Here is a 21,500-nt window from a genome sequence, read left to right on the forward strand (position 1 = left end):
CGCGAATTAGCTCTCCGCTTCGCTCTTTGCCAGCACCTCTTCGACCGATATCGCCGAGCGCAGCATCATCGCGGCAATTGCCTCGATATCATCGAGATGGGCGGTGGGAAGTCTGGTTTCAACTGCGGTATCGGTGGCGAGGCCGACTACGCCGGGATCATCGGGGAACAGAAAAGGCTTGCCGTTGGCGGCACGATAAACCTCGATCTTGCGGTGCGGCTCGCGCTTGAAACCCTCGATGACGACCAGATCGACCCGCGACATTTTGGTCAATAGTTCCGGCAGGCGCGGCTCTTCGGCGCCACGCAATTCATGCATCAGGGCCCATCGCCGCGCCGAAGATACCAGCACCTCGGTGGCGCCGGCCTCGCGATGCCGCCAGGAATCCTTGCCGGGAATATCGACGTCGAAGGCGTGATGGGCGTGCTTGATCACGGAAACCCGCAGGCCATCTTTCAGCAAATACGGGATCACCCGCGCCAGCAAGGTGGTCTTGCCGGCGCCGCTCCATCCCGCGAGGCCAATCACTTTCATCCTGTTCTCCGGAACCCTGACCATCACCGTCATTGCGAGGAGCGGAGCGACGAAGCAATCCATTCTGTCTTCACCGAGCCGTGAAATGGATTGCTTCGCTACGCTCGCAATGACGATCGTGGCGGCCATTTCGCCCATTTCCGGAGATGGTCTATATCGGTTAGGACCCAATGTCATGCTAACCTGCGGAAATGATGAAGATCGAGAAAGCCCCCGTCCCCCTGATCGTGCCCAATCCTGATGATCCCAGGCTGACCGAGCGCGTCACCGGGACCGACCAGACCGGCGCCACGGTGGAAATCAGGGTGCCGGTGGAGCGGCCGCTGACGCTGTACCTGAACGCGCAGGAGATCGTCACCATGATGACGATCGGCGACTACCCGGAGTATCTCGCGCTCGGGTATCTGTTGAACCAGAACATGCTGAAATACGACGATGTCGTCACCGAGGTCGAATATGACGACGACCTGCAGGTGGTGGTGGTGCGCACCGAGCACCACACCAATTTCGAGGCCAAGCTGAAGAAGCGCACGCAGACCTCGGGCTGCGCGCAGGGCACCGCGTTCGGCGATCTCTTGGAAGCCGTGGAAAGCGTCGCACTGCCGAAGGCGGAGCTCCGCACCTCCTGGCTCTACGAGATGACGCATGCGATCAACACCATGCCCTCGCTCTATCTCGAGGCCGGCGCGATCCATGGTTGCGTGCTGTGCAAGGAGGGCACGCCGGTCTGCTACACCGAGGATGTCGGCCGCCATAACGCCGTCGACAAGATCGCGGGCTGGATCTATCGCCACGGCGTCGATCCCGGCGACAAGATTCTCTACACCACGGGCCGGCTGACCTCCGAGATGGTGATCAAGACGGTGCGGATGGGAATTCCCATCCTGGTATCGCGCTCGGGTTTTACGGCGTGGGGCGTCGAGCTGGCGCGCCAGGTCGGGCTGACGCTGGTCGGGCGCACGCGCGGCAAGCGGTTCATCGCGCTGTCAGGCCAGGAGCGCATCGTGTTCGACCAGAATCTCGCCTTTGTCGAAGAGGAATCGGCGCGGCACAAGCGCAAGGGCGAAGACCGTGACGACTGAAATGATTCCCGGCGTGCTGCTCGCCGGCGGCCTGGCGCGGCGCATGGGCGGCGGCGACAAGCCGATGCGCACCATCGGCGGCCGCACCATCCTCGACCGCGTCATCGCGCGGCTGCAGCCGCAATGCGACGGGCTCATTCTCAATGCCAACGGCGATCCTGCACGGTTCGCCGCGTTCGGCCTGCCTGTGATTCCCGACGGCGTCGCCGATTTTCCCGGACCCCTGGCCGGCATTCTTGCCGGGCTCGATTGGGCCGCGGCCAACCGGCCCGAGGTCAAATGGGTGCTGAGTGCTGCGGCGGACTGTCCATTCCTGCCGCGCGATCTGGTGGCGCGTCTCGTCGCGGCGCTGCACGAGGAGAACGCCGAACTCGCGGTCGCCGCTTCCGACGGCCAGTCGCATCCGGTGATCGGCCTGTGGAGCGTGGCGTTGCGCGAACAGCTCCGCCACGCGCTTGTTGTCGAGGATGTCAGAAAGATCGACCGCTGGACCGCACGCTACCGGCTCGCCACCGTGACCTGGCCGACAACGCCGCTCGACCCGTTCTTCAATGCCAACACCATGGATGACATTGCGGAAGCGGACCGGCTGGCGGCGCTGGATGGGGGTTAGATTGCAGCTCTCTCCACGTCGTCCCTACGCCGCCAATGGCACAGTCCAGGCGTCATAGCCATAGACCCAGTCGGCGTCGGTCTTGCCGCTGAGCCAGGTATTGGTTCGCGAGGTCTGCTGGATCCTAGCGGTTCGCGCCTTGCGGGTTGCCTCGAACCTTCGAAACGCATTCGGCACGCCCTCGCGCTCGATGCCGTCGAGACAGCGCGACAGCACGGCGGCGTCTTCGATCGCCATCGCCGCGCCCTGCGCCATATAGGGCGTCATCGGATGGCAGGCGTCGCCAAGCAGCGTCACCTTGCCCTCGCCCCAACGCTCCAGCGCATTGCGATCGACGATCGCCCATTTGTGCACGTCCGGGCACGCGGCCAACACCTGTTCGACCTGGCGATCAAAGCCCGCAAATGCCTCGCGCAATTCCCGGACGTCGCCCTTGGCCGACCACGACTCGATCCGGAATTCCGGTTCCGGCTGACTGGTGACGAGATAGATTTCGCTACGGTCCGGCTTGACGTAGTAGATGACGATGTGCGGGTCCTCGCCCCACCATTTGGTGCAGTCGTCGATTTGTTCTCCGCCGAGCAGCGTCGCCGGATAAGTCGTGCGATAGGCGATGCGCCCGGTAAAATGCACCGGCGAGGTGTCGAACAGGATGTCGCGCACGACCGAGTGGATGCCATCCGCGCCGATGACGGCATCAGCAACCGCCGTCTCACCGTTGGCAAACGACAGCCGGACGCCATTGCTGGTCTCGTCCAGCCCGACCAGTTTGTGGCTGAGCTTGATGTATTCGTCGGGCACCGCACTTGCGAGTGCGGCATGCAGATCGCCGCGATGCGCCAGCAGATAGGGCGCGCCAAATTTCTGCTCGGCGCTCTCGCCAAAAATCATGTCGAATTTGACTTCGCCGGTCTTCCAATCCCGGTTGTTCCAGGAGCGCGGGTAAAACGATTGCCCCCGCAGCCGCGCTTCGAGCCCGAGCCCGCGCAACACTTTCATGGCGTTGCAGCCAATCTGGATGCCGGCGCCCAGCCGCACGAATTGCGATGCCTGCTCATACACGGTGACGTCGATGCCGACCCGCCGCAGCGCTGCGGCCGACGCAAGGCCGCCCATGCCCGCGCCCACGATTGCAATCGACAGAGGTCTTGCCATCGCCTCCCCGCCCTGTTTCCCACGGCTCAGGCCGGTCGAAACCCGGCTCTTTCGAGCGCCGTGCGGCCTTCTTCCGACGCCAGCGCGTCGAGAAAGGCCTGTACCGCCGCCCGCTGCTTGCGCGCCGTCACCAGCGCGAAATCATAATGCTCTTCGGCAAAGGGAATGAAACCCAGGTCGGATGCATGGGCCACCGGCGCGATGGTCATGCCCCAGTCGGCGCGATGCTGCGCCACGGCGGCGGCGACCGCATTATGCGAGCGCGGCTGATTCCAGTAACCGTCGGGTCTCGCGCCCGCCAGCAGCCGGTCGATCAGGATGCGCGTGCCGGCGCCCTGGTTGCGGTTGACCATGATGCAGGCGGGGTCAGCGAGCGCCGCACGCACCGCGGCCTCGGCGCCCAGGCCCTCGAAGCGCGCATCGCCCTTGCGGAACACGATGCCCTGCATCCGCCGCCAGCCCGGCACCAGTTCAAGTCCGTCGGTGAGATAAGGCGTGTTGTAGGTTTCGGTCTTGTCATCGAACAGATGGATCGGCGCGAAATCGCATTCGCCGCGCTTGGCCGCCGCCAATCCGCCGAGGCTGCCGACCGCGATCGAACGTACCGAGAGCCCGGTGCGCGCCAGCGGCGCGGTGACGAGATCGAGCCCGGTGCAGTGGCTGCCGACGATCACGAGATCAGGCACCCGCACATGGGGCGTGAACAGCGTCACTTCGGCATCCGTGCCTGCCGGCATCTGGTCGGCCAGCGCATCGATGCGCAGAAAACCATCGGCCTGCGCGAATGAGGTGATCGCGCCCGAGCCCTTGCCGGTAGGATAGGCGATCAGACCGTCCGTTCCCTCGACCAGCGAGACCATGACGAATTCGGTGCGGCCGAGCTCGGAGGCGATCCGAACCGGAATTCTGGCGCTGACCTTGGTGTCCAAACGCGGCGGCAGGCCCGCCATGCGCCTCAGCACCGGCACGATCATGTCGTGGAAGGTGAACATCGCCGAGGTCGGAAATCCCGGCAGGATCACCACCGGCTTGCCGTCGCAAACCGCGAGGCAGAGCGGCTTGCCCGGCTTCAGCGCGACGCCATGCGCAATGATGCCGGGCTGGCCGAGCCGCGCGATGATGCGGTGGGTCACATCTCCCGCACCTTTCGAGGTGCCGCCCGAGAGCACCAGCATGTCGCTGATTTGCAGCGCGCTGCGCATCGCAGATTCCAGTTGCGCCTCGTCGTCGGGAATGGCGCCCAGAAATATCGCCTCGCCGCCGTTCTCCGATATCGCCGCGGTGACGATCGCGCCATTGGTGTCATAGATCGCCGCCGGGCGCAGCGGCGAACCCGGCTGCACCAGTTCATCGCCGGTCGAGATAATGGCGACGCGCAGCGGGCGAGCGACGGCAACTTGCGCGATGCCGCAGGCCGCCAGCATCCCGATCTCGCGCGAGCCGATCATGGTGCCGGCGCGCAGCAGCACCTCGCCACGCGCGATATCGGAGCCGGCATAGGACACGAACTGACCGGGCGAAGCGGCGCGGCGAATTTCGATCGCGCGGGTTCCCGACGGCTGGGTGTGCTCGACCATGACGATGGCATCGGCGCCGCGTGGCACCGGACCGCCGGTCGCAATCGACGTGGCGGTCCCTGATAGCACCGGCCGCGTCGGCGCGGTGCCGCAGGCGATCACCTCGTCATTCAGCATCATCCGCACCGGCGTGGCTTCACCGGCGGAAGCGAGATCGACGGAACGCACCGCAAAACCATCGACGTTGGAACGATCGAACGGCGGCACATCGATCGGTGCCACGACATCTTCGGCCAACGCGCAGCCTAGTGCATCCGCGAGCGCCCACCGCTCGCTGGGCACCGCGCGTGGAAACAGCGCGGCTTCAAACCGCGCCAGCGCTTCCTCGCGCGACAGGATGATCAAGAACTGGTCCTGATCGACGGGTTCCCGGTCTTTCGGCGAGGGGGTACGGGTCATGCCGGCATCCATATCATTCCCGCAGCATATAGCCATCGACGCCGCTGCCTGCCGCAAATCCTTCCGCGCCGCCCGGCACGGTTAACCAGGCCTCGGCGCGGGCGATCGCATCGAGCGACAGTTCCCCGACCGCCAGCGTCACCCAGGCTCCCGCTTTTCGCTGCAGCAGCACGACTTCCGCAATGCCAACGGCGGAGGCAATCTTGCGCGCCAGCGGCAGATTGAGCGTCTTGCGCGGCCGCCGCCCCGACAGCCGGTCGAGTGCGGGCAACGCCAGCGTCCACCACGCCGCGAACGCCTGATCGGGCGCGCCCGGCAGCACGACCACGGGCGTGTTGCCGATGCGGCCGACCGCCGAGGTGCGGCCAGGCTGCACGGCGATGCCATGGGCGAGAACCTCGCCGCACCCGGCCAATGCCGACACCGTCGCGTCGGTGCGACCGACGCCGCTGCCGCCGACAGTCAGCAGCAGATCGCATGCGCCGACGTCGATCGCCGCGGCAATCGACGCGGCATCGCGGCCAACAGCGGTAACGGACACCACAACGGCGCCGGCGGTGCGCGCGCTCTCCGCGATCAGGTCCGACGTCACCGAGCCGCCGGGCAAATTGACGATGCGCAGGCGCGGCTGGCGCACCTTCAGCCGCTCTATTCCCGCCGCTCGCGCGATCATGAGGTCACGTGCCAGCACGCGCCGCCCCGCCTCGACTACACTGCTGCCAGCAGCAATGTCACCACCGGCCCGGCGCACGCCCTGCCCCGGGATCGCTTCCGCCAGCACCTGCGGCATCGGGCCTGATAGCTCGACGGAATCGGCATCGAGCACGCAGTCGCAGCCGCCGGGCATCGCATCACCCACTTTGACCCAGACCGGCAACGCCGCCAATGGCAATGGCGAATAGGACGACGCGCCGACGAGATCGCGGGCGCATAGCGCAAAGCCGTCGCTGGCGGCGATGTCGTGCGGCGGCAGCGCGCCCAATGGCGGCATGTCGGCGGCAATACAACGCAGCGCCTCCGCTAGCGGCAGTTCCGACGGCGTTACCGGCTCGACGCCGTGCAACAGGGTGGCGAGCGCCATATCGAGCGGCGTAAGCGAAGTCGGCAGGCGCTGGTTCGGGGTCATGGCCCGCTATGCCCTGAATCGGTCCGAAAATAAACAGAACCCGATACCGCTGGCGGTCGGCCCCTCCCATCGACCAAGTTGACGCCGGCTCAAATTAGTTGCAATTGGGACCAATTGGCTTTAGTTGCAGATTGGACTAATCGGCGGAAAGCAACCGCCTGAAGACACACACACGGCCAACGTGCCGATGCACAGGGAGAAGAGGGGATGCTCGTCAAAAACCTATCCATGCTGGGCGCGCTTGCCGCTGCGATGCTGGTATCATCAGCGGCGCTCGCGCAGCTTTCCGATGACATCGTCAAGATCGGCGTTCTCACCGATATGAACGGCCCGGCGGCGACGCCGACCGGTCAGGGCTCGGTCACGGCCGCGCAGATGGCGATCGACGATTTCGGCGGCAAGGTGCTGGGCAAGCCGATCAGCCTGATCGTCGGCGACCATCAGCTGAAGCCGGATATCGGCGGCGGCATGGCGCGGCGCTGGTACGATGTCGACCAGGTCGACCTGATCGTCGACGTTCCGGTGTCGGCGGTCGGCCTTGCGGTACAGAACGTCGCCAACGAGAAGAAGAAGCTGTTCATCACACACTCGACTCTTGCCGCGGATTTCCACGGCAAATTCTGCTCACCTTACGCCATGCAATGGGTGATCGACACCCGCTCGCTCGCGGCCGGCACCGCGCAGGCGGTAGTGAAGCGCGGCGGCAACAGCTGGTTCTTCATCACCGATGATTATGCGTTCGGCCACGCGCTCGAACGCGACGCCTCCGCCGTGGTCACCGCCAATGGCGGCAAGGTGCTGGGTTCGGTGCGACCGCCGCTTGCGACCCCCGACCTGTCGTCCTTCGTGCTGCAGGCGCAGGCTTCCAAGGCCAAGATCATCGGCATCGCCGCCGGCCCGCCCAACAACATGAACGAGATCAAGACCGCCTCGGAGTTTGGCGTCTTGAAGGGCGGGCAGCAGATGGCGGCCTTGCTGGCGCTGATCACCGACATTCATTCGCTGGGATTGCCCGCGGCGCAGGGCCTCTTGCTGACGACCTCGTTCTACTGGGACATGGACGACAAGACCCGCGAATGGTCGAAGCGCTATTTCGCCAAGATGAACCGGATGCCGACGATGTGGCAGGCCGGCGTCTATTCCTCGGTCATGTATTATCTCAACGCCATCAAGGAAGCGGGTACCGACGAGCCGCTGAAAGTGGCGGCGAAGATGCGCGAAAAGCCGATCGAGGATTTCTTTTCCCGCAACGGCAGACTGCGCGAGGACAATCTGATGGTGCATGACCTCTGGCTGGTCGAGGTCAAGAAGCCGGAAGAATCAAAATATCCGTGGGACTATTACAAGATCCTGGCCAAGATCCCCGGCGACGAAGCGTTCGGGCCTATTGATCCGGCCTGTGCGATGGCGAAGAAATAGTTCGACCGTTGTCCCGACGACAGCGCGGCAATCAACAGTGTCGTCCCGGCCTTGAGCCGGGACCCATAACCCCGGTCATCTGTTGTTGAGCAAAGTCGTCGACCACTGTGCTCAACAACAACCGCCGCGGCGTATGGGTCCCGGCCTTCGCCGGGACGACGTGTTGAGAGGGCGAGGCTACTTCACCACCCCGACTTCGCGGAAATATTTCAGCACGCCCGGATGGATCAGCTGCACATGCGGCGCAGCCGCGGCCGTGTTCACCGCCGTTGTCTCGCAGGCCTGCGGCAGTTTCTTGCACAACGCGCCCTCCGCGCCGTGCAGCGTCTTCGCCAGCCGGTACGCAACGTCATCCGGCAGGCTTTCGCGCGCGAGGACAAAACTCCAGGAGCCGATCGAGTCGATCGCCGCCGGCTGGTTCGGGTAGCTGTTGGCGGGCACCGTCAGCGGCTTGAGAAAGGTGTGTTTGGCGCGGACCTTGGCGATCTCGCCGGCGTCGGGCGCGATGAAGCGGGCGCCGCCGGGGCTTTCCGCCATGCTCTTGAAGCCGGGCCAGCCGATGCCCGCGCCCCACAGCGCCGCGGCACGGCCGTCCTGCACCATGGCCGGACCGTCGCCGGCGCGGTCGAGATAGATCGACTTGAAATCCTCGTCCTGCTTCAGCCCGATGCCGTCGAGCATGTAGCGCGACAGGATCGGCAGACCCGAGCCTTTGGCGCCGAACGCCACCGGCTGGCCGACGAGATCGCGAATGGTCTTGTAGGGGCTGTCGGCGCGCACCACGAACATGCCCGGGCTGGAATACATCGCGGTCAGGATCTTCAGCCTGGTCGGCGCCCGCCCGATGCCCATGAAGGCTTCGTAGGAAGGCTCCCCGGCCACCAGCGCGATATCGAGCCCGTCCGTCTCGAGCAGCGGAATGTTCTCGCTGCTGCCCTTGGTGTTGCGCGGCTCGATCGACAGCGTCGGATCGGCGGCGTTCATGACTTCCGCGAAGGCGTTACCATAGACCGGGAAGCCGCCGCCCGGTGTCGCCGTTCCCAGGCTGATTGTTGTTTTTGTAATGGCCTTGCCTCCATCTTGCGCCGCGGCGCCGCCCGCCAGCAGAACAACGCCGGCGCAGACAATATGAGCGAGTTTCATGTTTGGCCTCAAGCGTGTTTCCAGGAGCAGGTCTGCGCCCGGGAGAAATGACCAATCAACGCGCCGTGGAGGTTGTAGGCAAGCGCGGGCTTTTATGAAAGCATGGCTGCAACGGTAACAAGAAAATGACGGGAAGCATAATGATCCGATTTTCGCGAAAAGCATTGCTTGGTCTGGTTTGCCTTTTGAGCTTTGCGGCCAACACCTCCCCTTCCGCCGCCGCCGATTACCCCAACCGCCCGGTGAAATGGGTGATCGGCTTCGCCGCCGGCGGCCCGGTCGACATCGTCGCGCGTATCATGAGCCAGTGGTTGTCGGACCATTTCAACCAGCAATTCGTGGTCGAGAACCGCACCGGCTCCGGTGGCAATATCGCCGCGGCTGCGGCGATCAGCTCGCCGCCGGACGGCTACACACTGCTGTTCGTCGCGCCGAACAACGCGATCTCGACCTCGCTCTACAAGAAACTGCCGTTTGACTTCCTGCGCGATACCGCGCCGGTCGCCAGCATCATGCAACTCACCAATATGTTCGTGGTGTCGAACGCGACGCCGGCGAAAACCGTTCAGGAGTTCATCGACTACTGCAAGGCGAACCCCGGCAAGATCTCCTATGCGTCATCGGGCAATGGCACGTCGGTGCACATGTCGGCAGAACTGTTCAAGGCGATGACCAAATGCGACATGCTGCACGTGCCCTATCGCGGCTCGGCGCTGGCATTTCCGGACATCATTTCCGACAAGGTGCAGTTGATCTTCGACAATCTGCCGTCGGCGCTCGAACAGGTTCGGGGCGGCACCGTTCGCGCGCTCGGGGTCACCTCCCCGCAGCGCTGGCCGACGGTGCCGGACGTGCCCGCAATCGCCGAAACCGTGCCGGGCTTCGAGTCCGTCGGCTTTTACGGCATCTCGGTGCCGAAGGGCACGCCGCAGGAGGTCATCGATATCCTCAACAAGGCGGTCGGCGAAGCGCTGAAGGACCCCAAGCTGGTGGCACGGCTCGCCGAGGTCGGCGGCATCCCGAAGCCGATGACACCAGCCGAATTCGGCAAGCTCGTCGCCGGCGAGACCGAGAAATGGCGCAAAGTTGTGGAATTTGCCGGCGTTTCGGTGGATTAACCCCGGCATTGCGGGATTGTAATCACCGCATTGCGGGATTGAGATCATCACTGTAAACGATGCCCGCACCGTTGCCGGCCGCCTCAAATCGGCCGTCGCGGCGGGGCCTGTAGCTCAATGGTTAGAGCCGGCCGCTCATAACGGTCTGGTTGCAGGTTCGAGTCCTGCCGGGCCCACCAGCCTTCGCTCGCGAAGCGAGTGAAGGCTGCCGCGCCGAAGCCCACTTGGGCGAAGGCGGGCGCGGCTGCGAGCTACGGCTCGGCAAGCCATCCAACAAACGATCGCACACCGCTGTCAGTCATCGATCCCGGCCCAGGGCCGGGACCACGTCGGTATCGTGCGGCGCGCTGCGGCTGTCTAGTAATTGGTCGCGGACTTCTCGTTCGGGATGCCGTCGATCGGGCATTCGTCGGTTCCCGGAGTGGAGCGGGTCATCGCCTCGACCATTTCGCGCGTGCCTTCGGGATCGGCGATCCATTTCGAATAGAAATCGTAGGGACAGGTCGCGAGCCCCTTGGCGCTTTCGCCGGAATTGATCATGCCGGTGTAGCCGCGATGCACCAGCTTGTAGAGATGGTTCTGCGACTGGTTGTTGCGGCGGGCATCGCGGATCAGGTTCTTCGACAGCGCTGCATACTGGATGCCGTACTCCTCCTCGCCGGTCTCGCCCAGCGTGCGGCCGTCGAAGCCGATGATCGCGGAGTGACCGAAATAGGAATAGACGCCGTCGAAGCCGGCGGCATTGGCGACCGCGACGTAGACATTGTTGGCCCAGGCCATCGCCTTGGAAATCAGCACCTGCTGCTCCTTGGCCGGATACATGTAGCCCTGGCAGCGCACGATCAGCTCGGCGCCCTTCATGGCGCAGTCGCGCCAGATCTCGGGAAAATTGCCGTCGTCGCAGATGATCAGGCTGACCTTGAGGCCTTTCGGGCCGTCGGACACATAGGTGCAGTTGCCGGGATACCAGCCTTCGATCGGCACCCAGGGCATGATCTTGCGGTATTTCTGGACGATCTCGCCCTTGTCGTTCATCAGGATCAGGGTGTTGTACGGCGCCTTGTGCGGATGCTCCTCGTGACGCTCGCCGGTGAGCGAGAACACGCCCCACACTTTCGCCTTGCGGCAGGCTTCGGCGAAGATCGCGGTTTCCTCGCCGGGCACCACCGACGCGGTCTCGTACATCTCCTTGGAGTCGTACATGATGCCGTGGGTGGAATATTCCGGGAAGATCACCAGATCCATGCCCGGCAGGCCAAGCTTCATGCCCACCACCATGTCGGCGATCTTGCGGGCGTTGTCGAGCACCTCGGCCTTGGTGTGCAGGCGCGGCATTTTGTAATTGACGACGGCTACGCCGACCGTGTCGTTGCTTGAGGAAATGTCACCGTGAAGCATGGGGTTCGCCTCTCCTGTTCTTGTTCAACTCTGCCGTCGCGGCCTCGGAGCCTTTTCCGTTCCGATGGAATCGGAACGGGGCTCCGTCTTTTTGTTTTGACGCGTTTTCTTCACGCGAACCGGTATCCACTTCGCTTGAAAACGCTCTAGTGACTGATCATCCACGGCCGCGCGGTCGGGAAACTCTTGGCGCCGCTTCTGGTCTTGGTCACCAGCCGCGCCGCGGTACGCAATTTGCGGTACGCAGTTTGCAGGGTGATGGATGAGCCCCGGAGGGGCTCGGTCGTCAGCGGTCAGGAGCAACAAAGTGGCAGGGCGGCAGCGGATTGACCGCGTCAGGCGCCAATATAATCAGTGGGTTGCCAACCAGACGCTGGAAGACTACGCGCTGCGCTTCACCGCCAAGAGCGCGCGGCGATGGTCCGCCGCCCGCGTTGCCAACACCGCGCTCGGCGCCATCTCGTTCCTGGCGCTGGAAGCAATCGGCGGCACCATTACGCTCAACTACGGCGCCACCAATGCGGTCGTCGCCATTCTGGTCGTCAGCGTCATCATCTTCCTCTGCGGACTGCCGATTGCCTATCACGCCGCCAAATGCGGCATCGACATCGACCTGCTGACCCGCGGGGCCGGTTTCGGTTATATCGGCTCGACCATCACGTCGCTGATCTACGCTTCCTTCACTTTCATCTTTTTCGCGCTTGAGGAGGTCATTCTCGCCAGCGCGCTGGAGATGTGCTTCGGCATCCCGCGACCGATCGGCTATCTCATCAGCGCGGTCGTCATCATTCCGCTGGTCACGTACGGCATCACTTTGATCAGCCGCTTCCAGCTGTGGACGCAGCCGATCTGGATCATCCTGCACATCCTCCCCTTTGTTGCGATCGCCTACGCCAACCCGCAGTCGTTTACGGAGTGGCGGAAATTTTCCGGCGAGCATGGCGACGCCGGCGGGAATCTCGACCTGCTGTTGTTCGGCACCGCCGCCTCGGTGGTGTTTTCGCTGGTGGCGCAGATCGGCGAACAGGTCGACTTCCTGCGGTTCCTGCCGCGCGACCGCCGCACCTCGCGAACGTCGTGGTGGATCGCGATGCTCAGCGCCGGCCCCGGCTGGATCATCTTCGGCGCGCTCAAACTGCTGCTGGGCTCGTTCCTCGCCTACTTCGCGCTCAGCCACGGCGTTTCCACCGAGCATGCGGCCGAGCCCGCGCACATGTATCTCGAGGCGTTCCGCTATGTGCTGTCGCAGCCCGATCTGGTGCTGGCGCTGACCGGCAGCTTCGTCATTCTCTCGCAGATCAAGATCAACGTCACCAACGCTTATGCCGGCTCGATCGCCTGGTCGAATTTCTTCTCGCGGCTGACCCACAGCCATCCCGGCCGCGTGGTCTGGCTCGTCTTCAACGTGCTGGTGGCGCTGCTGCTGATGGAAATCGGTGTCTACAAGGCGCTGGAGCAGACGCTGGCGCTTTATTCCAACGTCGCCATCGCCTGGGTTGGCGCGCTGGTCGCCGATCTCGTCGTCAACAAGCCGCTCGGCCTGCGTCCGCAGCACATCGAGTTCAAGCGCGCGCATCTCTACGACATCAACCCCGTCGGCGTCGGCGCGATGACGATCGCGACCATCGTTTCCATCAGTGCGTTCTACGGCCTGTTCGGGCCGACGCCGAAGGCGCTGTCGGCTTTCGTCGCGCTCGCCGTCGCCTTCGTCACCGCGCCGCTGATCGCCTGGGCGACCGACGGCAAGTACTACATCGCGCGCAAGCCGAAGCGGAGCTGGCAGAACCTCGAAGCCATCCAGTGCTGCATCTGCGAGCATTCGTTCGAGCCCGAGGACATGGCCTCCTGCCCGGCCTATGCCGGCCCGATCTGCTCGCTGTGTTGTTCGCTGGACGCGCGCTGCCACGATCTCTGCAAGCCGCATGCGCGAATTCAGGCGCAGATATCGGACACGCTGGGCAAGATGCTGCCTGAACCGATCTACGCGCGGATCAACTCCCAGGTTGGGCACTATCTCGGCGTGTTCGCGGTTTCCGCGGGGCTGGTCGGGTTGACGCTCGCGCTGATTTACCTGCAGACGTCAGCGACGATTCCGGTCGACGACCTCCAGCTATCCGATGTGCTCTGGAAGGTGTTCTTCGCACTCACGATCATCATCGGCGTGGTGGCCTGGCTGTTCGTGCTGGCACAGCAAAGCCGCCGCGCAGCGGAAGCGGAAACCAGACGGCAGACCGCGCTGCTGATCCAGGAGATCGACGCGCATAAGCGCACCGACGCCGAATTGCAGCGTGCCAAGGAAGTCGCCGAATCCGCCAATCTGGCCAAGAGCCGCTATGTTGTTGGCCTCAGTCACGAGCTGCGCTCGCCGCTCAACGCCATCAGCGGCTACGCCCAATTGCTGGAGCAGGATTCCAGCCTGCAAACAAAACCACGCGACCAGGTGCGCGTGGTCCGCCGCAGCGCCGATCATCTGTCCGGGCTGATCGACGGCATTCTGGACATCTCCAAGATCGAGGCCGGCCGGCTCTATCTGTCGCGCGACGAAGTCCGCCTCAGCGATTTCCTCGATCAGCTGGTCGGCATGTTCCGGCTGCAGGCGGCCGCCAAGGGCATCGACTTCGTATTCAAGCGGCCGGCCGTGCTGCCCGTCGTGGTCTTTGCCGACGAGAAACGGTTGCGCCAGATCCTGATCAATCTGTTGTCGAACGCCATCAAGTTCACCCAGGCCGGCAGCGTGCAGTTCGTGGTGCATTACCGCAGCCCGGTGGCGGAGTTCGAAGTGATCGACACCGGCCCCGGCATTCAGGCCGGCGATCTGGAGCGTATTTTCGCACCGTTCGAGCGCGGCGCGCTCGGGGTTTCACAGCCGCAGACCGGCACCGGTCTCGGCCTGACCATCAGCCGGTTGCTTGCCGGCGTCATGGGCGGCGACATCAAGGTGACCAGCACGGTCGGTACCGGCAGCAACTTCCGCATGAAAATCCTGCTGTCTGAGGTCACCAACCCGACGCAGATCGCACCCGTCGGGGCGCCGATCTTCGGCTATCACGGCCCGCGCAGGACGATCCTGATCACCGACGACGATCCGACCCATCGCGATCTCCTGCGCGAGGTCTTGACCCCGCTCGGCTTCATCCTGCTCAGCGCGCCCGATGGCCCCGGCTGTCTGGAGCTGGCCCAGCATTGCCGGCCCGATCTGTTTCTGCTGGATATCTCGATGGCCGGCATGGACGGCTGGACGGTGGCGGAGACGCTGCGCGCGAGCGGACATCATCAGGCCCGCATCCTGATGGTATCGGCGAGTGCGCTGGAAGCACACGGCGCGCCGCTGGCGCAGCCGTTTCACGACGGCTATCTGATGAAACCGATCGCCATTCCCAAGTTGCTGGAAACGATTCGCCAATTGCTCAAGCTCGAGTGGGACTACGAAGCCGATCAAATCATCGTTCCGCACTGGAAGCCCGAGACCGGTTCACGGCCGTCGGTACAGCATGTCGAGGAACTGATCGGCCTCGGACAATTGGGTTATATCCGCGCCATCCAGCTCAAGCTCGATGAAATCGGCGACGATTTCCCCGAACATGCCGACTTCGTCGCGCAAATGCGTACCTTGATCGACCGCTTCGATCTCGATCAGTACATGGCGACCCTGAAGACGTTACAGCTATGATCATTGATCCCAAAAAACGCGACGTCGCCCTCGTTGTCGACGATTCCCCGGAGACGCTGCGGCTGCTCACCGACGCACTCGATGGCGCCGGCATGACCGTCATGGTCGCGCTCGACGGCGCCTCGGCGATGCGGATCGTCGACCAGATCACGCCTGATATCGTGCTGCTCGATGCCGTGATGCCCGGGATGGACGGCTTTGAGACCTGCAAGCGGCTCAAGCGCGATGCGGGCCTCGTCAACGTTCCCATCATCTTCATGACGGGCCTCGCGGAAACCGAACACATCGTTCGCGGGCTCGAGGCCGGCGGCGTCGACTATGTGACAAAACCGATCGCGATCGAGGAGATGCTGGCGCGGATTCGGGTGCACCTGGCCAACGCCCGGCTGACGCAGAGCGCCCGCACCGCGCTCGACGTCTCCGGCCGCTATCTGCTGGCGGTCAGCGGGCAAGGCAAGATCCTGTGGGCGACGCCGCAGGCGCAGAAGCTATTATCGGCAACGCTCAGCGCCAATGCCGACGACGAGCTCGTGCTGCCGGAGCCGGTGCCGCGATGGCTGGAGCAGGTGCAGGAGGGCAAGACCGCCTCGAAGGCCGCGACGGCGTCGTTTCCCGGCAACGAGCAGCTCCGGCTGCACTATATGGGCAAGACCGGCCCCAGCGAATTCCTGCTGCGGCTCGCCAAGGACGCCAGCGCCGGTACGGCCGCCGAATTCTCCAGCGAGCTTGGGCTGACCACGCGCGAGGGCGAAGTGCTGTCCTGGCTCTCCAAGGGCAAGACCAACCGCGACATCGCGCAGATCCTGGGCCTTTCGCCCCGCACGGTAGATAAGCACCTCGAGCAGATCTATTCGAAGCTCGGGGTGGAAAACCGTACCGCGGCGGCGGCGATCGCAGTCAAGGCGAGGGACCTGAAGTAGCGAACCGGAAGGCTCAGGGCTTACCCGTTCATCTATCGCTCCAGATACCGTCGATCTCCACGATGCCGGCACGGCGGCGCACTGCTGTTCCTGCCCGGCGGGGTGGTCGGCGAAGTAGCAGCGCGACTAAAGCGGTAGCTTGTCCGCCGCCGTACCCGCCGATCTCATGCTCGCGCCGCGAACTCGCCAAGGACCACGGCCATCGCCGGCAACGTCACGCAGCATGCGAGCCTGATCGTTCGGACAAGCGCCGGCGCTCGCAGTGACGGATAGTCTCGACGCCTGATTGTGGCGCACAGGAACATAGAGCCACACTGCTTGCCGATGCGGCTAGCTGAAGTCGAGCATTCCCTGGCTCGGCCTTACACCCATCCCGGCGTAAATAACCGTGGCAACGCCAGGACCGTCCATTCCGAGAAGGCGCAAATCAGGATCACGATCAGCAGCGGGATCATCATGATATGTAGAAGCCCCTGAATCTTCGCCATCGGCACGCCGCCCACGGCGCACGCCGTCATCGCGCACATGCCGACGGGCGGTGTCAGGAGCCCGAACGACTGCGTCATCACCACGATCACGCCGAGATGCACGGGATGGATTCCGACCTGCATCGCGATCGGATTGATGATGGGAACAAAGATCAGGATTGCAGGCAGGGCATCCATGAAGGTGCCCAGCAGAATGTTCAGGATGACGATCAGGAACATCACCACATACTTGTCCCGCGAAAACGAAATCATGAACTGGGTGACGATATCGGGGACCTGATAATAAGCGAGCAACCAGCCAAACAGGACTGCTCCCGTGAGGCAGAACAACACCTGCGAAAACTGCGTGACGGTCTCGCCGAACATTGCAGGCAGCTGTCGCCAGGTCAGGCTGCGAAACACGAACAGCGTGATGAACAGCGAATAGACCGCCGCCACGGCCGCCGATTCGGTCGGCGTGAATACCCCGCCGATCATGCCCGCAACCACGATGACCGGCACGCCGAGCGGCCAGCTTGCCGCCTTGACGCCGTCCCAGATCGCGCGGAAGCCAAGAAACTTCGGATGCTCACGTGGAAAGTCGTATTTGATCGCAAAGAAGTGCGTCTGAATCATCAGCGACAAACCCATCAGCACGCCCGGCAGGATGCCGCCGATCAGCAGCGCGCCGATGGAGACGTTGGCGGTCGCGCCATAAATCACCATCAGGATCGAAGGCGGGATCACCGCGCCCATCGTCGATGTGCAGGCGGTGAGACAGACTGTGAAGCGCTCGTCATAGCCCCGCTTCTTCATCGCCGGGCAGAAGATCGAGCCGATCGCCGCGGCGTCCGCGGTGCTGCTGCCCGAAATTCCTGAAATGAACATGCCGACCACGACGTTTACATGCGCGAGCCCGCCGCGCAGATGGCCGACAAGGGACATCGCCAGCTTCACCAGGCGCTCGGAAATGCCGCCATCGGTCATGATGTTGCCGGCGAGGAAGAAAAACGGGAGCGCCAGCAGCGTGAATGCGTTGATGCCGGTGAACATCTGCTGCACCGCCAGCACCGTCGGCAGGTCGGCGTACCAGATGACGAACAGCGAGGAGAGAATGAGCGAAAACGAGATGGGGACGCCGATGACGAGGAGAAAGGTAAGCGAAACCATCAAGAGCGTGAGCGGATGGGTCATTGCATTTCGGTCCAGAGACGGCGGCAGCAGCGCGCGATATCGATAACGTTGACGAGCATCATCAGCGCGCCGGCAACGGGAATAATGATGGTCGGGATGAAAAGGGTGATGCCGAGCGCGGGCGAGAGACGCTGGAGGCTAACGACCGAAAAGTACCAGCCCTCGACCGTCATGACCCATGCCACGATCAGCATGCATATGTTGATAATGAGCTGCTGCAGATACAACGCGCGCCCATGCAGGACGCCGTCCAGCGCATCGAAAGCGAAGTGCGTCCGCCGCATCGAGATGATCGCGGTGCCGAGAAACACGCACCAGATGAATGCGAACAGCGACAATTCTTCACCCCAGAGGAACGACTTCGAGAACAGGAAACGCATCAGGACCTGGATGAAGACGCCCACCGTGGTGAAAGCGAGAAGCAGCGCGAGCAGGGGCAACAGCCCCTGTTCGATCCGGGCAAACAGTCGCTCGGGCCAGGGCATGTTTACTTCTTCTGGCTGCGGATGGTTTCCAGCAGCTGCACCGCCTTGATGTCGCCGGCCACCTTGTCCTGGATCGGCGCCACGAGGGCGATGAACTTGGCCTTGTCGGGCTTGGTCAGCACCGCGCCCTTGGTCTTCAGCCCCTCGACCGCCGCATCCACGAACTCATCGTCCTTCATGCGCTCGTGGACGGAGGCGTCGATCGCGGCCTGAAGGACGATCGCCTTGAGATCGGCGGGCAGCGAGTTGAGCTTGCGCTCGTTCATGAACACCGGATTGATGCCGTATTGGTGCTCGGTCTGGCTGATGTATTTCGCCGCCTCGTAGTGCTTGTTCGATTCGATCACGGCGAGACCGTTTTCGGCGGCGTCGATCACGCCCGATTGCAGCGCCTGATAGACTTCGCCAAAATTCATCGGCGTCGGAATCGCGCCGAACGCCTTCCAGATGGTGACTTCAACCGGGTTGTTCTGCACGCGGATCTTCACGTTGGTCAGATCCTCGGGACCGGCCACCGAACCCTTGCGGCTGTAGATATTGCGCACGCCGGACGTGTAGTAGCCTATCCGCTTGATGCCGAGGCTCTTGCCGGCGACTATTGCGTCGATCTGCTCGCTGAATTTCGGATCGTTGATGACGCGTGCGACATGCGCGCGATCGTTGAACAGGTAAGAGACGCTCAGCAGGCCAAGCTCGGGAATGACGGTCGCCGCGTTGGCTGCGCTGCACGACGACATGTCGAGGGTGCCGAGGCGCACGCCTTCCAGCATCGCCACTTCCGCGCCGAGTTGTCCGGCTGGAAAGACGTTGACGCGGATGCGGCCGTTGCTGCGCTCCTCCACGAGCTTTTTGAACATCTTGTGACCTTCGTCGTACATGCTGCCGACGGGCTGGTCATGGCCCACACGCAGCGTGATTTCCTGCGCGGATGCGGCCGCCGACGCCGCCGAAAGCGCGACAAGACCGGCAAACAGAGAACGAAAATACGGTAAAGCGCTCATGCATTCCTCCCCGGGGTGCGCGTGATTTCACATTTTTTTGTTTACTTATTGATCATATGAATTGATTGTCGTCAATAATGATTCATCATATTAAACGCGACCCGCGCGGGACGGCCAGTCAAAGCCGCAAGAGGATCGGCGCGATGGCGCGCAAGCAGGCGATCGGAAAAACAAAGAGGATCGCCCGCCGCGAACATAAAGGCGCGCCGTCCGAGAAGCGCACGCTGCAGATCGCGCGGGCGATCGGCTTACGTATCCTTGCCGGGGATTACCAACCCGGCTCGACTATTCCCGTTGAACCCGAACTCTGTCGCGAACTCGGCGTGAGCCGGACCGTTTTGCGCGAGGCGATCCAACTCCTTACCGCCAACGGCATGGTGACCGCCCGCGTGAAGGTGGGCACCGCGATCAATCCACGCGCGCAGTGGAATTTCCTTGATCCGGCGCTGCTCGATTGGCTGCTGGCGATGGGCGATATCGGCCCCTTCCTGATGAAATTATCGGAATTCCGGCACGCACTGGAGCCGGCGGCTGCGTCACTCGCCGCTGTTAACGCGACGTTCGAGGACTTCGAGCGTTTGCATCACGCTTATGAAGACATGGCCGCCTCGACGGACAACCTCGAAGCCTGGGTTGCCGCCGACTTCCGATTTCATCAGGCCATCTACCTTGCCACCCGCAACGAGTTTTTCTGGCCGGTCGGACGCCTGCTGGAGCCAGCGTTGATCGCGGGCTTCCGCGTCATCGGCAGCGCCCACAATCAGCAATGCCTGCCCGAACACCGTGCCGTGCGCGATGCCATCATCGCGCGCGTACCACATCGCGCCTATCAGGCCGTGGTCGATCTCATGCGGACATCGGATTCGGATCTGATGCAGATGCTGGCGTCCGGAAAGGAAAAACCCGAATTCGCGAAGAGGAAAGGGAAAGTCGGATCCAAATCTCCGCGCGCCGGAGGGATTGCAAAAGCCTCCTGAACGCCAAGCTGAGGCACGAACCGACCAGGCAATACCGGTGCCCAATCCTGCAGGACGCCTTAATGTTCGACCCGGTACAGGCGCCATCGCTCCGGTACGCCCTTCAGTCGATGAACGCCGCGATCCTTGAAGCTGATTCCCGACTGCGACATCAGATCCTTGACCGCGCTCGAGACCAGGACTTCGCCGGCACGCGCTTTCGCGGCGACGCGCGCGCCGATGTGAAACGCGAGACCGACCATCTCGGCCCCGCTCACTTTGTATTCGCCCGCATGCAGTCCCACCCTGATCTCCAGCCCCAGCGTGCGCACGGCCTCACGGATCGCGGTCGCGCAACGGACCCCGGCAGCCGGCGCCTTGAAGGTCGCGAGCAGCCCGTCCCCCGTGGTCACGACTTCCTTGCCGCGCAGGGTCTTCAGCTCTCTGCGGACGGCGACGTAATAGTGACTCATCACCTGCGTCCAGCGGGCATCGCCGAGCCGCGCGGCTTTTTCGGTGGACCGGACGATATCGACAAACAGGATCGTGGCGAGCGCCTGTTCGGGCTCGGCGCCACGGCCGGCGGATCGGCGCCGCATCGCAATGGGTCCCGCCAGCGGTTCATAGCGATGGCTGCGTCGCCGCGCGATCGCAGCTTTTGCATAGTCCATGGCGCGCTGCGCCGTGCCGCAACGAACCGTTTTCACCCTCGGCGGAAGCGTCCAGAAAACCTTTCGCCCATCGCCGGCGCCATGGACCTCCACGGCACCCCACTTCAGGAAAACCGCCGAGCCAACCCGTCGAATACACCATGCCTTGGACGTGTATCCGGAGACGTTCGACTGATGGACTCCGATGCGAAGGAATTTGGGCATGAACGTGCGGCCACTCGAAAGACCGTTTGGGTCTACCAGAGGTAAAGCGTAGTCGCACATTCCTGCGTTGGCAACCGTACTTCCAATCGAGGATTCTCCGATGGCCCTCGCGTCAATTCGTGTTCACGATCAACCCGCATGAGAGCACGGGACAGGCATCGGTCGAGAAAAAACGTGCCGCTGGTTTACGGGGTATCCAGAACGCCGGGGCTGCGATCGTCTTTCGTTGACGATCGACGGCCAGCGCTCGCCCGCTCGAAGTTGGTACTTGGTCGGTGTTTGCACAAGCTAAAACCTGGTCCGAAGACATAAGGCAGGTTATCTGCTGCTCGCGACCGCCGCTTGCCTTGCCAAAGCGCGGGAAAGAC

17 protein-coding genes, 1 tRNA gene and 1 pseudogene are annotated in these 21,500 nt (G+C 63.3%); 8 read left to right on the top strand and 11 right to left on the bottom strand.

The window, feature by feature from the left end:
• Positions 1 to 6 precede the first annotated feature (6 nt).
• Complete coding sequence (gene mobB, locus JQ575_RS10180) at positions 7 to 534, bottom strand: molybdopterin-guanine dinucleotide biosynthesis protein B (protein WP_212033074.1); 528 nt, start codon at positions 532 to 534, stop codon at positions 7 to 9.
• Positions 535 to 725: 191 nt separating this feature from the next.
• Here mobB and JQ575_RS10185 point away from each other — a divergent pair, with 191 nt between their 5' ends.
• Both JQ575_RS10185 and mobA read left to right on the top strand, forming a co-directional pair.
• Positions 726 to 1,616, top strand: a complete 891-nt coding sequence (locus tag JQ575_RS10185) for a formate dehydrogenase accessory sulfurtransferase FdhD (protein ID WP_212033075.1) — start codon at positions 726 to 728, stop codon at positions 1,614 to 1,616.
• Position 1,617: 1 nt separating this feature from the next.
• Entirely contained in the window at positions 1,618 to 2,229 is a 612-nt protein-coding gene (gene mobA / locus JQ575_RS10190; protein WP_212033249.1) for a molybdenum cofactor guanylyltransferase MobA, read from the top strand.
• A 24-nt stretch (positions 2,230 to 2,253) separates the two neighbouring features.
• Here the strand turns inward: mobA and JQ575_RS10195 are convergent, their stop codons facing one another.
• From JQ575_RS10195 to JQ575_RS10205, 3 genes are read right to left on the bottom strand one after another with little or no spacing between them, the layout of a single operon-like run.
• On the bottom strand, positions 2,254 to 3,384 hold the full coding sequence (locus JQ575_RS10195; RefSeq protein ID WP_212033076.1) for an FAD-dependent monooxygenase: 1,131 nt from the start codon (positions 3,382 to 3,384) through the stop codon (positions 2,254 to 2,256).
• A 26-nt stretch (positions 3,385 to 3,410) separates the two neighbouring features.
• Positions 3,411 to 5,360, bottom strand: coding sequence for a molybdopterin biosynthesis protein (locus JQ575_RS10200; RefSeq protein WP_212033077.1), 1,950 nt, complete (start codon positions 5,358 to 5,360; stop codon positions 3,411 to 3,413).
• A 13-nt stretch (positions 5,361 to 5,373) separates the two neighbouring features.
• Positions 5,374 to 6,486, bottom strand: a complete 1,113-nt coding sequence (locus tag JQ575_RS10205; protein WP_212033078.1) for a molybdopterin-binding protein — start codon at positions 6,484 to 6,486, stop codon at positions 5,374 to 5,376.
• 207 nt (positions 6,487 to 6,693) lie between these two features.
• On the opposite strand from JQ575_RS10205, the gene JQ575_RS10210 reads away from it, so the two are divergent.
• Complete coding sequence (locus JQ575_RS10210; protein ID WP_212033079.1) at positions 6,694 to 7,905, top strand: ABC transporter substrate-binding protein; 1,212 nt, start codon at positions 6,694 to 6,696, stop codon at positions 7,903 to 7,905.
• Positions 7,906 to 8,082: 177 nt separating this feature from the next.
• Here JQ575_RS10210 and JQ575_RS10215 read toward each other — a convergent pair whose 3' ends face one another.
• Complete coding sequence (locus JQ575_RS10215; protein WP_212033080.1) at positions 8,083 to 9,048, bottom strand: TAXI family TRAP transporter solute-binding subunit; 966 nt, start codon at positions 9,046 to 9,048, stop codon at positions 8,083 to 8,085.
• A 125-nt stretch (positions 9,049 to 9,173) separates the two neighbouring features.
• Here JQ575_RS10215 and JQ575_RS10220 point away from each other — a divergent pair, with 125 nt between their 5' ends.
• Together JQ575_RS10220 and JQ575_RS10225 are read left to right on the top strand one after the other, a co-directional pair.
• Positions 9,174 to 10,166, top strand: a complete 993-nt coding sequence (locus JQ575_RS10220) for a Bug family tripartite tricarboxylate transporter substrate binding protein (RefSeq protein WP_409364778.1) — start codon at positions 9,174 to 9,176, stop codon at positions 10,164 to 10,166.
• A gap of 103 nt (positions 10,167 to 10,269) precedes the next feature.
• A tRNA-Ile gene (locus tag JQ575_RS10225) sits at positions 10,270 to 10,345 on the top strand.
• Positions 10,346 to 10,523: 178 nt separating this feature from the next.
• Here JQ575_RS10225 and JQ575_RS10230 read toward each other — a convergent pair.
• A complete protein-coding gene (locus JQ575_RS10230; RefSeq protein ID WP_212033082.1) occupies positions 10,524 to 11,564 on the bottom strand; it encodes an aliphatic amidase in 1,041 nt (346 codons plus the stop codon).
• Between the two features lie 146 nt (positions 11,565 to 11,710).
• Positions 11,711 to 11,785 (bottom strand): annotated as a pseudogene (locus JQ575_RS44495) (zinc ribbon domain-containing protein); the annotation flags it as partial.
• An 86-nt stretch (positions 11,786 to 11,871) separates the two neighbouring features.
• Between JQ575_RS44495 and JQ575_RS10235 the strand changes: the two are divergent.
• Both JQ575_RS10235 and JQ575_RS10240 read left to right on the top strand, forming a co-directional pair.
• Positions 11,872 to 15,234, top strand: coding sequence for an ATP-binding protein (locus JQ575_RS10235; protein WP_212033083.1), 3,363 nt, complete (start codon positions 11,872 to 11,874; stop codon positions 15,232 to 15,234).
• Positions 15,231 to 16,154, top strand: coding sequence for a response regulator transcription factor (locus JQ575_RS10240; protein ID WP_212033084.1), 924 nt, complete (start codon positions 15,231 to 15,233; stop codon positions 16,152 to 16,154). The genes JQ575_RS10235 and JQ575_RS10240 overlap by 4 nt, the downstream gene beginning before the upstream one ends.
• Positions 16,155 to 16,516: 362 nt before the next feature.
• Here JQ575_RS10240 and JQ575_RS10245 read toward each other — a convergent pair whose 3' ends face one another.
• From JQ575_RS10245 to JQ575_RS10255, 3 genes are read right to left on the bottom strand one after another with little or no spacing between them, the layout of a single operon-like run.
• Positions 16,517 to 17,815 (bottom strand): TRAP transporter large permease, encoded by a 1,299-nt coding sequence (locus JQ575_RS10245; protein WP_212033085.1) that lies wholly within the window; start codon positions 17,813 to 17,815, stop codon positions 16,517 to 16,519.
• Entirely contained in the window at positions 17,812 to 18,300 is a 489-nt protein-coding gene (locus tag JQ575_RS10250; protein ID WP_212033086.1) for a TRAP transporter small permease, read from the bottom strand. The genes JQ575_RS10245 and JQ575_RS10250 overlap by 4 nt, the downstream gene beginning before the upstream one ends.
• Positions 18,301 to 18,302: 2 nt before the next feature.
• Positions 18,303 to 19,301, bottom strand: coding sequence for a TRAP transporter substrate-binding protein (locus tag JQ575_RS10255; protein WP_212033087.1), 999 nt, complete (start codon positions 19,299 to 19,301; stop codon positions 18,303 to 18,305).
• Between the two features lie 143 nt (positions 19,302 to 19,444).
• Between JQ575_RS10255 and JQ575_RS10260 the strand changes: the two genes are divergently transcribed.
• Positions 19,445 to 20,278 (top strand): FadR/GntR family transcriptional regulator, encoded by an 834-nt coding sequence (locus tag JQ575_RS10260; RefSeq protein ID WP_212033088.1) that lies wholly within the window; start codon positions 19,445 to 19,447, stop codon positions 20,276 to 20,278.
• Positions 20,279 to 20,337: 59 nt separating this feature from the next.
• Here the strand turns inward: JQ575_RS10260 and JQ575_RS10265 are convergent, their stop codons facing one another.
• Complete coding sequence (locus tag JQ575_RS10265; RefSeq protein ID WP_212033089.1) at positions 20,338 to 21,132, bottom strand: adenylate/guanylate cyclase domain-containing protein; 795 nt, start codon at positions 21,130 to 21,132, stop codon at positions 20,338 to 20,340.
• Between the last annotated feature and the right edge of the window lie 368 nt (positions 21,133 to 21,500).

Source organism: Bradyrhizobium sp. JYMT SZCCT0428, from assembly GCF_018131075.1.
In the GTDB taxonomy this organism is placed as follows: domain Bacteria; phylum Pseudomonadota; class Alphaproteobacteria; order Rhizobiales; family Xanthobacteraceae; genus Bradyrhizobium.

Bases quoted from the DNA above. Each gene is read 5' to 3' on its own strand.
- JQ575_RS10210 (WP_212033079.1), top strand. From the start codon at position 6,694: ATGCTCGTCAAAAACCTATCCATGCTGGGCGCGCTTGCCGCTGCGATG.
- mobA (WP_212033249.1), top strand. From the start codon at position 1,618: ATGATTCCCGGCGTGCTGCTCGCCGGCGGCCTGGCGCGGCGCATGGGC.
- JQ575_RS10255 (WP_212033087.1), bottom strand. From the start codon at position 19,301: ATGAGCGCTTTACCGTATTTTCGTTCTCTGTTTGCCGGTCTTGTCGCG.
- mobB (WP_212033074.1), bottom strand. From the start codon at position 534: ATGAAAGTGATTGGCCTCGCGGGATGGAGCGGCGCCGGCAAGACCACC.
- JQ575_RS10185 (WP_212033075.1), top strand. From the start codon at position 726: ATGATGAAGATCGAGAAAGCCCCCGTCCCCCTGATCGTGCCCAATCCT.
- JQ575_RS10215 (WP_212033080.1), bottom strand. From the start codon at position 9,048: ATGAAACTCGCTCATATTGTCTGCGCCGGCGTTGTTCTGCTGGCGGGC.
- JQ575_RS10250 (WP_212033086.1), bottom strand. From the start codon at position 18,300: ATGCCCTGGCCCGAGCGACTGTTTGCCCGGATCGAACAGGGGCTGTTG.
- JQ575_RS10220 (WP_409364778.1), top strand. From the start codon at position 9,174: ATGACGGGAAGCATAATGATCCGATTTTCGCGAAAAGCATTGCTTGGT.
- JQ575_RS10230 (WP_212033082.1), bottom strand. From the start codon at position 11,564: ATGCTTCACGGTGACATTTCCTCAAGCAACGACACGGTCGGCGTAGCC.
- JQ575_RS10240 (WP_212033084.1), top strand. From the start codon at position 15,231: ATGATCATTGATCCCAAAAAACGCGACGTCGCCCTCGTTGTCGACGAT.
- JQ575_RS10205 (WP_212033078.1), bottom strand. From the start codon at position 6,486: ATGACCCCGAACCAGCGCCTGCCGACTTCGCTTACGCCGCTCGATATG.
- JQ575_RS10195 (WP_212033076.1), bottom strand. From the start codon at position 3,384: ATGGCAAGACCTCTGTCGATTGCAATCGTGGGCGCGGGCATGGGCGGC.
- JQ575_RS10245 (WP_212033085.1), bottom strand. From the start codon at position 17,815: ATGACCCATCCGCTCACGCTCTTGATGGTTTCGCTTACCTTTCTCCTC.
- JQ575_RS10200 (WP_212033077.1), bottom strand. From the start codon at position 5,360: ATGACCCGTACCCCCTCGCCGAAAGACCGGGAACCCGTCGATCAGGAC.
- JQ575_RS10260 (WP_212033088.1), top strand. From the start codon at position 19,445: ATGGCGCGCAAGCAGGCGATCGGAAAAACAAAGAGGATCGCCCGCCGC.
- JQ575_RS10265 (WP_212033089.1), bottom strand. From the start codon at position 21,132: ATGCCCAAATTCCTTCGCATCGGAGTCCATCAGTCGAACGTCTCCGGA.